The organism is Streptomyces sp. NBC_00316, assembly GCF_036158715.1.
Lineage (GTDB): Bacteria > Actinomycetota > Actinomycetes > Streptomycetales > Streptomycetaceae > Streptomyces.
Genome location: NZ_CP108023.1, coordinates 1,414,897 through 1,427,643, shown reverse-complemented (window position 1 = coordinate 1,427,643; position 12,747 = coordinate 1,414,897). Strand labels below are relative to the sequence as shown.

Annotated in this window: 9 protein-coding genes and 1 pseudogene; 6 read left to right on the top strand and 4 right to left on the bottom strand. The window is 70.9% G+C overall.

Going from position 1 to position 12,747, the window contains the following annotated elements:
• Positions 1 to 81: 81 nt before the first annotated feature.
• Complete coding sequence (gene thrS, locus OG878_RS06415; protein WP_328885869.1) at positions 82 to 1,410, top strand: threonine--tRNA ligase; 1,329 nt, start codon at positions 82 to 84, stop codon at positions 1,408 to 1,410.
• 42 nt (positions 1,411 to 1,452) lie between these two features.
• Here the strand turns inward: thrS and OG878_RS06410 are convergent, their stop codons facing one another.
• Positions 1,453 to 2,184, bottom strand: a complete 732-nt coding sequence (locus OG878_RS06410) for a MerR family transcriptional regulator (RefSeq protein ID WP_328885868.1) — start codon at positions 2,182 to 2,184, stop codon at positions 1,453 to 1,455.
• A 239-nt stretch (positions 2,185 to 2,423) separates the two neighbouring features.
• Between OG878_RS06410 and OG878_RS06405 the strand changes: the two genes are divergently transcribed.
• The gene (locus tag OG878_RS06405; protein ID WP_328885867.1) at positions 2,424 to 3,329 is read left to right on the top strand and encodes an oxygenase MpaB family protein; all 906 of its coding nucleotides are present in this window, start codon (positions 2,424 to 2,426) and stop codon (positions 3,327 to 3,329) included.
• A 120-nt stretch (positions 3,330 to 3,449) separates the two neighbouring features.
• On the opposite strand, the gene OG878_RS06400 is transcribed toward OG878_RS06405, so the two are convergent.
• Positions 3,450 to 4,256: an SAM-dependent methyltransferase gene (locus OG878_RS06400; RefSeq protein ID WP_328885866.1), complete on the bottom strand. Its 807-nt coding sequence runs from the start codon at positions 4,254 to 4,256 to the stop codon at positions 3,450 to 3,452.
• Between the two features lie 30 nt (positions 4,257 to 4,286).
• Positions 4,287 to 5,330: a LacI family DNA-binding transcriptional regulator gene (locus OG878_RS06395; protein ID WP_328885865.1), complete on the bottom strand. Its 1,044-nt coding sequence runs from the start codon at positions 5,328 to 5,330 to the stop codon at positions 4,287 to 4,289.
• A 310-nt stretch (positions 5,331 to 5,640) separates the two neighbouring features.
• On the opposite strand from OG878_RS06395, the gene OG878_RS06390 reads away from it, so the two are divergent.
• The 3 genes from OG878_RS06390 to OG878_RS06380 all read left to right on the top strand — a co-directional run bounded on the left by OG878_RS06390 (position 5,641) and on the right by OG878_RS06380 (position 10,585).
• Entirely contained in the window at positions 5,641 to 6,918 is a 1,278-nt protein-coding gene (locus OG878_RS06390; RefSeq protein ID WP_328885864.1) for an MFS transporter, read from the top strand.
• A 356-nt stretch (positions 6,919 to 7,274) separates the two neighbouring features.
• Entirely contained in the window at positions 7,275 to 9,254 is a 1,980-nt protein-coding gene (locus OG878_RS06385) for a Xaa-Pro dipeptidyl-peptidase (RefSeq protein WP_328885863.1), read from the top strand.
• Positions 9,251 to 10,585 carry a M14 family metallopeptidase gene (locus OG878_RS06380; RefSeq protein ID WP_328885862.1) on the top strand — a complete coding sequence of 445 codons (1,335 nt, stop codon included), beginning with the start codon at positions 9,251 to 9,253 and terminating at the stop codon, positions 10,583 to 10,585. The genes OG878_RS06385 and OG878_RS06380 overlap by 4 nt, the downstream gene beginning before the upstream one ends.
• 59 nt (positions 10,586 to 10,644) lie before the next feature.
• On the opposite strand, the pseudogene OG878_RS06375 reads toward OG878_RS06380, so the two are convergent.
• A pseudogene (locus OG878_RS06375) lies at positions 10,645 to 11,608 on the bottom strand (FAD-dependent oxidoreductase).
• A 67-nt stretch (positions 11,609 to 11,675) separates the two neighbouring features.
• On the opposite strand from OG878_RS06375, the gene OG878_RS06370 reads away from it, so the two are divergent.
• Positions 11,676 to 12,731 carry an oxidoreductase gene (locus OG878_RS06370; RefSeq protein WP_328885861.1) on the top strand — a complete coding sequence of 352 codons (1,056 nt, stop codon included), beginning with the start codon at positions 11,676 to 11,678 and terminating at the stop codon, positions 12,729 to 12,731.
• Positions 12,732 to 12,747: the final 16 nt, after the last annotated feature.

Genomic DNA, 12,747 nt, shown 5'->3' with positions numbered 1-12,747 from the left:
CGGAAATTACCGGGTGGACAGCGGGACATCCTGCTAGCGTCAGCGCCATGAAGCGCGCTGCCATGACGACGACGCCGGAGAGTGTCCCGGCGCGCTGACCGATGTCTCAGTCCGAAGCCCCGGGGCGAGTGCCCCGGGGCTTCTGCTTGCGGCCACTCGCCCGATGACCGCGAGGAGACCGCCATGCACGACCACCGCAAGCTCGGCCGCGAACTGGCCCTGTTCGACACCGACCCGCTGATCGGCGCGGGTCTTCCGTACTGGCTGCCCGACGGCGCGACCGTGCGGCACACCCTGGAGGAGTACATCCGCAGCGCGGAGCGGCGGGCCGGCTACCGGCACGTCTACTCGCCGGTGCTGGGCAAGCGGGAGCTGTACGAGATCTCCGGGCACTGGTCGCACTACAGCGACGACATGTTCCCGCCGATGGACCTGGGATCGGAGCAGGTCGTCCTGCGGCCGAGCCTCTGTCCCCACCACGCGGTGATCTACCGCTCCCGCTCCCACAGCTACCGCGAACTGCCGCTGCGCATGGCCGAACTGGGCGGCATGTACCGCTCCGAACTCTCCGGCGTGCTCGGCGGACTGACCCGCGTCCGGGCCATCCAGCTGAACGACGCGCACATCTTCTGCACCCTCGACCAGGTCGCCGACGAGGCGCGGGCTGCTCTGGAGATGATCCGCGAGGCGTACGAGGCGCTGGGCATCCGGCCGACCCGCTTCCGGCTCTCCCTCCCCGGCCCGGGCGGGAAGTACGTGGCCGCCCCGGAGATGTGGCAGCGGTCCACCGCCCTTCTGACCGAGGTGCTCGACCGCTCCGGGCTGCCCTACGACTCGGCGGAGGGCGAGGCCGCGTTCTACGGCCCGAAGATCGACGTCCAGGTCACCGACGGTGCGGGCAGGGAATCCACCCTGTCCACCGTCCAGGTCGACTTCCATCAGCCCGAGCAGTTCGATCTGCACTACATCGGCGCGGACGGCGCGAAGCACCGGCCCGTCATGGTCCACCGCAGCATCATCGGCAGCGTGGAGCGGGCCGTCGCCCATCTGATCGAACAGCACGGCGGAGCCTTCCCCGCCTGGCTCGCCCCGACCCAGCTGGCGATCCTCCCCATCTCCGAGGCGGAACTGCCGAACGCCGTGGCGCTCGCCCGGCGGTGCACCGACCGCGGACTGCGGGCCGAGATCGCGGGGCCGGAACGCGGCAGTCTGGGCGCCCGCATCCGGGAGGACCGCCTGGTGCCGTACCAAGCCGTGATCGGGGCGAAGGAAGCCGCCGACGACCACGTCGCCGTACGGCTGCGCGACGGACGCCGTCTCGACCCGCAGCCGGCCGACACCTTCCTCGACCGCATCGGCGCACTCATCGACGCCCGCACCACCGCACTGTGGGACGACGCCGCCTCGTGACGGACCACGCTCCGGGAGGCGCTGCGGCCGCCGGCGGCGGTCTCACTCCGCCGTGAACGCGGCCCGCAGCTCCTCCTTGAGCGACCGCTGGAAGGCGGTGACCAGCGCCTGCAGCACGAGGGGCTGCATATGGGCCGACAGCGACTTCATCGTCGCCACATGTTCCGGGTCCGACTCCCTCTCGCGGTAGGGACCCCACACCTCGTCCCTGAACAGCCGCGTCAGCTCGTGCGCGGCGGACCGGGCGTGCTCCAGCAGTACCGTGCGCGACGCAAGGATCGTCTCGTGCGCGATCGGCACATCGAGCAGCTCGACCCCGAGCCGCAGCAGCCCCGGATCCACCCGGCAGGTGTCGTCCGCCGGCTCGGCGCGCTCCAGCACCCCCATCGCGGCCAGCCGGTCGATGTCCGCGTCGCTCAGCGCCCGTCCGGCGCGCCGCTCCAGCTCGGCCCGGGTCGCGTCCTCGGCCGAGTCCGGGGCCCAGGACGCCACCACCGCCCGGTGGATCGCCAGGTCGTGCGCGCTCAGGTCGGGCGGCAACTGCTCCAGATAGCGTTCGATCGCGGCGAGCGTCATGCCCTGGTGCTGAAGCTCCTCGATCAGCGCCAGCCGGGAGAGATGGTCGTGCCCGTAGTGCCCGACCCGTCGCGGCCCGATCACCGGCGGCGGCAGCAGGCCGCGGGTGCTGTAGAAACGCACCGTGCGTACGGTGACTCCGGCACGCGCCGCCAGTTCGTCGACGGTGAGCTTCAGCTCCTCGGTCCCGGCCGCCATGTCTGCTCCTCGCTGCTGACCGCTGGACACGGCTGTCCGTGGCCACTGCAGTTCCTGTGCACCATTTCCGGTTCAACAGTATTGCTGTCTCACCATTGTTGTGAAAGTCTCCGGCCGCATCGATGCACGTCGGCCGCCGGCCTTCGTCCGGTGGGTAAGTGCCCCTGCTCGTGATCGCATACTGGAACTCATACCGCCGGGCACCAGCCCGCACGCAGCCGACTGCTGGGAGCACCCGCATGAGCAGCGAAGCACCCAGGGGCAGAGACAGGGACAGGGGCAGGGAGCGGGATCCCTGGCCGCCACCGCCCGGGGGAGTGCTCTGGAGTCTGTCCGGAGACGTCCGCGCCCTGCTCATGCTTCCCGCCGCCCTCACGCTCCAGGTCGCCCACCCGGCCGTCGGCGCGGGTGTCGACGACCATTCGGTGTTCCGCACGGACCCGTGGGGGCGCGGCGAGCGGTCGCTGCGCTCGCTCCAGCTCTGGGTGTACGGGGGCGAGCAGGCCGTCGAGGAGGGGCGCAGGCTCCGGAACCTGCACCGCACCATTCAGGGAACCGACGCCCGAGGGCGGCAATATCATGCGCTCACCCCTGCGAACTATGCGTGGGTGCACGCCACGGGCTTCCCCATCTACCGGCACGGCACGCGGTATCTCGTCCGCCCGCTCACGGAGGCGCAGGAGCGGGCCCTGTACCGGGAGTGGCTGCAGGTCGGCCGGATTCTGGGCATCCACGACCGGGACATGCCGCAGTCGATCGAGGAGTTCTGGCCGTACTACCGCAAGGTGCTGGCCGACGAGATCGAGGCGACCGTCGTCGTCGAGGAGCTGGTCGCCACCGACCGGCCCGTACCGGCGCCGAACCGGGGCCCGCTGCCGGTGAGGTTCCTGCTCAAGGCCCTGTGGCCGGTCCTGTTGCCGCCGCTGGCCCGGTTCCGCAGGTTCATCACCATCGGGCTGATGCCGCCGGACGCACGCGAGGCGATCGGTCTGGAGTGGACGGACGCGCAGGAGCGGAGGCTGCGGCGGTTCTGCGGTGTCGTCCGTGTCGTGGTGCCCGTGCTTCCTGAGCGGCTGCGCTATCTGCCGTACGCCCGCAAGGCGCGGGCGGAGCACCGCAGGGCCGTCCGGGGTCTTTCGCGCTGACTCGCCTCGGGGCTTCGCGCCGACCGCCTCGGGAGCCTTGCGCCGATGCCGCCGATGCCGACGCCCGCGACGGGCGGCGTGGTCGGCGCCGCCCGTCGGTCTCGCAAGGAGGTGTCCCGATCAGGGCTTGCGGCCGACTCCGCTGGCCGCGTGGCCCAGCGAGGCGTCGTCCAGGACCTGGCCGGGATCGGGCCGCCAGGCGGCCGTCCTGACGACCCCGGGGTCGACCAGTTCCAGGCCGTGGAAGTAGGCGGCGATCCGCTCCGGACTGCGCAGGTGGTACGAGCTGGCCGAATGCGCGTTGTACGTCCTGATGGCCTCGTTCAGCGTCTCGCTCGTGTCCGTGCCGTCGCTCAGCGCCAGGTAGCTGCCCGACGGCAGTGCCGCCACCAGTCGATCGACGATGGCCTGCGGGCCGTCCTCGTCGGGCAGCTGACCCATGATCCCCAGCATCGTCAGACCGATCGGACGGCTGAAGTCCAGTGTCTTGGCAGCCTGTTCGAGGATCGTGTCGACGTCCCGCACATCGGCGTCGATGTACGCACACTCTCCCTCCGGGGTGCCGGCGAGCAGTGCGCGGGCATGGGTGAGCACAAGGGGGTCGTTGTCGACGTAGACCACCCGGCATTCCGGTGCCAGCCGCTGGGCCACCTCATGGGTGTTGTCGGCGGTGGGCAGGCCCGTGCCTATGTCGAGGAACTGGCGTATGCCCGCTTCAGCGGTCAGGTGGTGCACGGCGCGGGCGAGGAAGGCCCGTTGCAGCCGGGCGATCTGGGCGAAGTCGGGGAACGCCTGCAGAATCATGTCGCCGGATTCTGCGTCGACGGGGTAGTTGTCCTTGCCCCCGAGAAGGTAGTTCCATACCCGGGCCGAGTGCGGCCGGTCCGTCTGCAGCCTGTCGGACAGTGCGCGAGAAGGATTATCCATGATCCGAGTTTTCCACATGGACATGCTTTTTCAGGCCGATGCCCGGCGGATGAGCCGGGTCGGTGTGATCACCGAATCGGGCTCCGCCCCGTCGCCGTTGAGCCTCTGCATCAGCAGCCGGACCATCAACCGGCCCATTCCTTCCACATCCTGACGGACCGTCGTCAGCGGCGGGTCCGTTGCATCGGCGACCTGCGCCATGTCGTCGAAGCCGACCAGGGCCACATCCTCCGGCACCCGGCGGCCGTGCCGGCCCAGCACGCGCAGCGCACCGGAGGCCATCAGGTCGTTGGCGGCGAAGACGGCGTCGAGATCCGGGTGGCGCTCCAGCAGGTGTGCCATGGCCCGGGCGCCGCCCTCGACGGTGAAGTCGCCGTCCACGACCAGCGACGGATCGCCTTCGGGCAGCACATCGCGGTAGCCGTCGATCCGGTCGAGTGACGACGTCTGGTCGCGGGGCCCCGCGATGTGCCCGATCCGCTGCCTGCCGAGCGAGACCAGATGGCGTACGGCCTCGCGCGCCCCGCCGCGGTTGTCGCAGTCGACGTACGGGACGGCGTGTTCCGAGGCGTCCCCCGAGGTGCCGGGGCGGCCTCCGTAGACGGTGGGGACCCGGAACCGGCTGATGATCGCGGGCAGTTCGTCGTCGGTGTGCAGTGAGAACGCCAGCACCCCGTCCACATGGCCGCCGGCGAGATAGCGGGTGACCCGGTCGAAGTCCCCGCTGCCCTCCACCAGGAGGAGCACCAACTGGGCGTCGTGCGCGTTGAGTTCACGGCTGATGCCGCGGATCTGCCGGGAGAAGAACGGGTCGGAGAAGATCCGGAACTCCGGCTCGTCGATGATCACGGCGACCGCACCGTTGCGCCGGGTGACGAGGGTCCGCGCCGCATGGTTCGGAATGTACCCGAGTTCCTCGACCGCCTTGCGGACCTGCTCCACGAGAGGCTGCCGCACCCCCGCCCCGCCGTTCACGACCCGGGAGGCCGTCGCCCGGGAGACTCCGGCACGGGCCGCCACGGCCTCCAGCGTGGGGCGGGCATCACGGGAGGAATCGGGGGTCGGACCGGACAAGGGACGCTCCTCGTACGCACGGGAACCGGCAGGAACCGGCCAGGACTGGCGGAACAGCACGAACCCCGCCACCCTAACCGGCGCGCTCGTCCGACGGCCGGGCGCCGCCGCCCCCGCCGGGGGAGAGGCCGGGTCTGCGACTCCGGCGCCAACCGCTGGTGTCGTGCGCCGCTCGTTGCCAATTCGATTGCGGCCCCGCCCGGGCCCCGGGTACGGTCCGCTCATGACCGCCACGCCCCGTGTTTCTTAGCTCGGACACCAGCTTCGACGTCACCCCTGTGTCCTAGAGCTATTACGGAGCGTAACTACAATGCCTACTCTTCGTCGTCCCGGCCTGCTTCGGAACCGGGACTTCTCGCTGCTGCTGAGCGGTCAGCTGATCTCTGCCATCGGCGACCAGGCGCACTTCATGGCCCTGCCGCTGATCGTGCTGGCCCTCACCGGGTCGGCCACCCAGGCCGGGTTCGTCCTCGGCCTCGGCACCCTTTCCTTCCTGGCGTTCGGACTGGTCGCGGGCGCCCTCGTCGACCGGTGGGACCGCAGGGCCACCATGATCTGGTGCGAGCTCGGCCGGACCGTGCTCACTGCCGGTGTCGCCGTCGCGCTGTGGCTGAACGAGCTCACGCTGCCGCAGCTGTACGCGACGGCCCTGATCACCGGGATCCTGACGACCCTCTTCCAGGTCGCAAGCACCGCAGCGCTGCCCAACGTTGTCGATCCCCGGCAGCTGTCCACCGCGCTCGGCTACCAGCAGTCCGCCACCGGCGCCGTGAACGTCTTCGGGGCTCCGCTCGCCGGTGCGCTCTACGCCGCCGGGCGGACCGTGCCCTTCGTCGTCAACGCGGTCTCCTTCGCCGTGTCCGCGGCGTCGCTGCGCCTGATGCGTGCCCGGTTCCAGACGGACCGTCAGGATGTGCGGACGACGGCTCGGCTCACCACCGAGATCCGGGAGGGGCTCGGCTGGCTCTGGCGGCAGCCCGTCATCCGCTTCCTCACGCTGGTATCGGCCGCCGACAAAGTGCGGTACGGCGCCGGATATCTGTTGATCATCACCCTTGCCCAGCGGCTCGGCTCCTCACCGCTGTGGATAGGCGTCATCTTCAGCGGCGCGGCCGTCGGTGCGATGGCGGGGGCGCTGGCTTCGGACCGGGTCACGCGCCGATTCCCGCTCGGACGGATTGCCTTGGTCATGCTGTGGCTGGAGGCGCTGATGTTCCCGTTGTACGCGCTGGCCCCCAACCCGATGCTGCTGGCAGCGGTTGCGGCCGCCGAGTCGCTGGTGGCTCCGGTGTACGCGGTGGCCATGACGACCCACCAGTTGGCCATCACCCCCGATGAACTGCGGGGCCGGGCGATGAGCGCGGTCTCGACGCTCACCACGGGGGCCCTGTCGATCGGTACGCTCGCAGGGGGCGTGCTGATCACCGCGCTGGGCGCCGAGCCTCTCGTCTGGCTCTGCGCTGCATGGCTGCTCGCCCTGGCCCTCCTCACCACGGCCAACCGGGCCGTGCGACAGGCACCGCCGGCAGGCGCGATCCCGCCGCACGAACCCAGCGGCGCCGCCGAGACCGCAGGCACGGCCGGCTGAGCGCTGTCCCGTCATTCCTTGGATCAGCGCGCGGCGTCGGATGTGGTGCATCGCAAGGCGGAAGAGCGTCCTCATACCGGGTGTTCCGACAACGCAGTGAGGCGCCGCAGCTGTATTCGTGCTCCCGCCGGGGATGACGGGACAGCCGTCAGGGGCTGCGGCCGCCGTCGCCGGGGCGGGTGATCTTCCCACCGGTCTCTTCGGGACCGTGGAGCATCATCCGTCCCGGGCGTGTCCATGGCCACTGCTGTCACGCGGCTGCCGTTCGGCCGACATGGCATCGTGACTGCCGGCCCGTCACGTTCGCGAGCGATCGCCCCCTGTTGCACAGGAGTTGACCGGGGTACCTTCCGCAGATGCCGATACGTGTGCGAGGCACCCGCTTGACGTACAGATCGCTGGTGGTGGCGGCCGCGGCTGCCCTGATGGCCGTACTGCTCTCACCGGCGGGCGCGCAGGGGGTGAGCCCGCGCGAGAGCCGGCCCGTCTACTCGTACGAGAACGCCGTCCGTGAGTCCGTCTGGGTGGACACCGGACTCGACGGCGATGACAACGGGAAGAGCGACCGGGTCGCCGTCGACATCGTGCGGCCGCGCGAACCCGCAGCGCAGGGCCGCAGGATACCCGTGATCATGGATGCCAGCCCGTACTACTCCTGCTGCGGGCGCGGCAACGAGAGCCAGTTGAAGACGTACGACGGCCAGGGGAACCCGGTCCAGTTCCCGTTGTACTACGACAACTACTTCGTCCCGCGTGGCTATGCCTTCGTCGCCGTCGATCTGGCCGGCACCAATCGCTCCGACGGATGCGTCGATGTCGGGGGCCGCTCCGACATCCTGTCCGCGAAGGCGGTCATCGACTGGCTGAACGGCCGGGCCCGCGGTTACACCACCCGCACCGGAACCGAACGCGCCGGGGCCGGCTGGTCCAACGGCCGCACCGGCATGATCGGCAAGAGTTACGACGGCACCATCGCCAACGGCGTGGCGGCGACCGGAGTCGACGGTCTGCGGACCATCGTCCCGATCGGCTCCATCTCCTCCTGGTACGACTACTACTTCGCCCAGGGCGCACCCCTCTACGACAGCGGTCCCGAATGGCTCTCCGACTATGTCGAGAGCCCCGAGGCGCGGGAGCGCTGCGCCGCCGTCCAGCAGAGGCTCGTCGACGAGGCGCCCCGCACCGGTGATCGGACGAAACTCTGGAGCGAGCGCGACTACGTGAAGGACGTCGGCAAGGTGAAGGCCAGTGTCTTCGCCGCCCACGGGATGCAGGACCTCAACGTACGCACCAAGCACCTCGGCCAGTGGTGGGACGCCCTCGCAGACCAGGGTGTCGAGCGCAAGATCTGGCTCTCCCAGACCGGGCACGTCGACCCGTTCGACTACCGGCGAGCCGAGTGGGTCGACACCCTGCACCGCTGGTTCGACCACTACCTCCTCGGCTACGACAACGGCATCGACCGCGAACCGATGGCCGACGTCGAACGCCACCCCGGCCAGTGGTCCACCGACGGGGTCTGGCCGCCGCGCACCACCGCGGCCACCACCGTGCGCCCCGGACCCGGCACCACGCCCGGGGTCGGCACCCTCACCCGGAAGGCCGCCCGCCCCGGCGCCACCGAGACGTTCACCGACGACCCGAAGCAGAGCGAGACCGACTGGGCCGCCGACCTGGAGAGGACCACGGGTGCCAAGGCCGGCTTCCTCACCGCGCCCCTCGCCCACGACCTGCGGCTCGCCGGTTCGTCACAGGTGACCGTCACCGCGACCCCGACGACCTCCACCGCCCATCTCTCCGCGGTCCTCGTCGACGTCGGTCCCGACACCATCCGGGACTACGGCGCGTCCGGCGAAGGCATCACCACCCTCACCGACCGAACCTGCTGGGGCGCGAGCACCGCCGGGGACAGCTCCTGCTTCAAGGACACCGGGGCCAGGACCACCACCATCGACCGGACGGTCTTCAGCCGCGGCTGGGCCGACCTCGGTACGTACGCCTCCGCGGGCAAGGGACGCCCCCTCACACCGGGCAGGCGCTACACGATCACCGTCGACCTGGCCGCGAGCGATCACATCGTGCCGGCGGGACACCGCCTCGCGCTGATCGTCGCGGGAACCGACAAGGACCTCATCGACCCACCGGACTCCACCCCCACGCTCACTCTCGATCTGGCCCGCACATCCGCGGAACTGCCGTTCGTCGGCGGCGCCGCCGCGTTCGTGCGCGCCACCGCGGGTCACGCACCCGCGACAGCCACCCCCCGCGCATCCCGTCCCGAGGGCGTGGCTCCGCCGCGTCCCGCACACCGCATCCCGGGAGGCAGCCGCTCATGACAGCCCGTATCCCGACCGTCCGTCAGCTCCGCACCGGCACCGGTCCTCATCTTCCCGGACTCAGGCATCTCTCGCTGACGGCCGCGGCCGCGGCGCTCGCCGTACCGCTGGTCACGGTGCCCGCCGAGGCCGCGCACACTCCGCCCCGTACGGGCTTCGAGATCAGCAACGGGGCCCACTGGACCGGTCAGCCCGAGGAGCAGTCATTCCTCGCCGCCGTCGACCGGGGCAGCGCCCGTGTCTCCGTCGACCGGATCGGTACGACGAAACAGGGCCGTCCGCTCCAGCTCGTCCGTATCGGCAACCACCGCCCCACGGCCGGCACCGTGCTGCTCGTCTGCAGCCAGCACGGCAACGAACCGTCCGGCCGCGAGGCCTGCCTGACCACCGTCCGCAATCTCGCCCACGCCGAGGACCGGGCGACCCGCGCCTTCCTCTCCCGTACCGAAGTCCTCGTCGTCCCCACCGCCAACCCCGACGGGCGCGCCGCGAACACCCGCGGCAACTCCGACGGCGTCGACATCAACCGTGACCACATCGCCCTGCAGACCGCCGAGGCCCGGGCCATGGCCGCGGTCATCCGCGACCGCAAGCCCGATGTGATCTACGACCTGCACGAGTACGGTGCCACCCCGCTGTACTACGACAAGGACCTGTTCGTCCTCTGGCCCCGCAATCTCAACGCCGACGACCGGGTGCACAGCGAATCGCAGACCCTGTCCGAGCGGTACGTGCGGCCCACCGCGCACGACGCCGGTTACAGCAGCGGCCTCTACGGAATCTGGACCGACCCGGTCACCGGTGATCCGATCAAGCAGACCGCGGGCGACGGACAGGAGCGCATTCTGCGCAACACCGCCGGCATCAAGCACGCGGTGGGCCTGCTCATCGAATCCCGTGTCGACGCGCTCACCGACGCCGAGAAGGCCGACCCGGCACTCAACAGCCGACGTCGTGTCGCTTCGCAACTCGCTGCGCTCGACGGGCTGTTCAGCTTCACCGATGAGCGGCGCGGGCGCATCGAGGCCGCCACGGCCGCGTCCCGTGCGGCAGGGTTCAAGGACCACGGTCCCGTTTACCTCGGCGGTGCGGACAACGACGCGGCCGAGCCCGCCGAGATCCTGCAGGACCCGCCGTGCGGCTACCGGTTGACCGCCGCCCAGTTCGCCGACGTCAAGGACGAACTGGCCCTGCACGGCGTCACTTCACGGCGTGACGGCGACGGGGCGTACGTACCGCTGCGTCAGCCGGCCCGGAACCTGATCCCGCTCCTCCTCGACGAGCGCGCGACCTATCACCTCACCGGCGGGCAGGCCGATACCGCTTGTTGATCCCGCGTCGTTGATCCCGTGAACAGGGGGCGCGGCCACCGGCCCGCAGCCGGCCTCGCTCAGCCGACGAGGTCGGCTGCCGCCTCGGCGCAGCCCAGAGCCACCGTCACCCCCGCGCCCCCATGCCCGTAGTTGTGCACCAACCGCCCACCACCGGGCAGTGGTTCGGCCTCGATCCGCCCCCCCCGCGTCGCGGGCCGGCCGCAGCCCCACCCGGTGTCCGATGATCCGGGCCCGCGCGATCTCCGGCCGGACCCGCGCACACCTCGCCAGTATCTGCTCCGCCGTACCGGCATCCGGCTCCGCGTTCCAGTCGTCCGTCTCCGCCGTACCGCCGAGGACCAGTCTTCCGGGCTGCGGGAAGAAGTACGTGGACGCCTCCGACACCGGGTCCGTCTCGGTGAACCACTCCTCGATGCCCGGGTTCTCCACCAGCACCAACTGCCCGCGCACCGGCCGCATCCCGGTGTCCGGCACCAGCTCCCGGGCTCCGAGACCGGTGCAGTTGACCACGACCGGGGCCTGTGCCGCCGCCTCGTCGAGCGAGGTGACCGTACGCCGCTCGATCGCACCCCCGGCCGCTGCGAGCCGCCGCTCCAGCCGGCTCAGATGCACCGGCATGTCGATCAGCGGCAGCCGGGCCCGCAGCCCCTCCTCGATCTCCACCAGGTCCGTCAGCTTCGCCGTCCACGGCCCCAGCGCCGCGAGCCGCTCGCCCCGGTGCACGCCGGCGACCAGCCTGACACCGCTCTCGTCCGGGCGTTCGGCCAGCTCCTCGAACCACCGCAGCGTGCGCAGCGCCCAGCCGCCGACCAGGTCCTCCGGCTCGATCCGGTACGGCCACCACAGCGCTCCCGCCACCGCCGAGGTCGTCGTCACGGCCGCCTCCCGCGACCAGACCCGCACCCGGTGGCCACGTTCGGCCAGCACCAGCGCCGTGGTCAGCCCACTGACCCCACCGCCCTCCACAATCACGTCCGACTCGCCCGTCCGCCCCGTCACAGCTGCCCTTGCTTCGCTCATGGGCGGACGCTAACGGAAATGACCGATGCGGTGCTCACAACAGGTGCGCGAAGGGAATACTCGGGACATGTCTGCCGAGTACGCGACTTTCGGCCTGGCGCCGGCGATGCGCGCCGGTGGAGTCCTCGCCCATGGCGACTACCAGGTGCACCGGGACTTCATGGATTTCCTCGTCGACGGCCGTCCGCTGCTGTTCCAGCTCTCCGACCTCGACGCCGTGTCCCCGCTCGCCTCCGACGTACCGCCCGCGATCTTCACCACCCATGTGCGACGTCTGCTGCTCGAAGCGGACGCCCCGCTGGCCGGCGGCCGCTACGTGATCTACGGATGCCCCGAGTGCGAGAGCCTCGAATGCGGGGCGGTCACCGCCGTCATCGAACGGGACGGCACCGACATCGTCTGGCGTGACTTCGCCTGGCAGACCTACGAGACCGTCGACCTGGCGCGGAGCGGCTACCACGGCATAGGGCCGTTCCGTTTCGACGGCGACCAGTACCGGCAGGAACTGGAACGTCTGCTCCCGGCCGCGGTGGCGGACGGCGGCGCCCGGCCGGGACCGGACGCGCCGGCCGGGCGCCGCGTCCTGCTGATCGGCGCCCGCGTCGCCGTGCTCGCCAAGCTCGCCGCCGCTCTGCGCGCCATCGGCATCGGGGCCGACGTCACCGCCGACGTCGCACAGGTGTCGCCCGAGGAGCTCCGCGGCTACCGTGCCGTGGCCTTCGGCCGGGCGATCACCGAGGACGAACGCGCCGCCGCACGGCAGGCATTCACCCGGGCCGGTGCGGACGTCGCCTATGTGGACGGCCTCGCCCCGGTCGTCCCCGTGCTGCTCGCCCAGATCGAACACGCCCTGGACCGCAGTGCACCCGCCCAGCGCCGGCTGGTCGGGCTGACGGCGGCGGACGGCGCGGCCGGCGTCGACGTCACCTCGACCTGCCGGGTCACCCTGGTCGCGTACCGTCTCGACCGGCTGTACCGCACCCACGCGCAGGAGATCTTCGACGGCGTACTGGAACCGGGGGAGCACCGCATCGCGCTGGACGCACGGGCCGTGAAGGGGCAGTCCTTCCTGGTGGCACGCACCACGGGGAACGTCCTGGTGGCACCGGTGGTGCACCACTGAGATGCCGGACCCGGCG

What these genes read in the sequence shown, in the direction of transcription:
- OG878_RS06385 (WP_328885863.1), top strand. Translation starts at nt 7,275, where the DNA reads ATGCCGATACGTGTGCGAGGCACCCGCTTGACGTACAGATCGCTGGTG.
- OG878_RS06410 (WP_328885868.1), bottom strand. Translation starts at nt 2,184, where the DNA reads ATGGCGGCCGGGACCGAGGAGCTGAAGCTCACCGTCGACGAACTGGCG.
- OG878_RS06380 (WP_328885862.1), top strand. Translation starts at nt 9,251, where the DNA reads ATGACAGCCCGTATCCCGACCGTCCGTCAGCTCCGCACCGGCACCGGT.
- OG878_RS06400 (WP_328885866.1), bottom strand. Translation starts at nt 4,256, where the DNA reads ATGGATAATCCTTCTCGCGCACTGTCCGACAGGCTGCAGACGGACCGG.
- OG878_RS06390 (WP_328885864.1), top strand. Translation starts at nt 5,641, where the DNA reads ATGCCTACTCTTCGTCGTCCCGGCCTGCTTCGGAACCGGGACTTCTCG.
- OG878_RS06405 (WP_328885867.1), top strand. Translation starts at nt 2,424, where the DNA reads ATGAGCAGCGAAGCACCCAGGGGCAGAGACAGGGACAGGGGCAGGGAG.
- OG878_RS06370 (WP_328885861.1), top strand. Translation starts at nt 11,676, where the DNA reads ATGTCTGCCGAGTACGCGACTTTCGGCCTGGCGCCGGCGATGCGCGCC.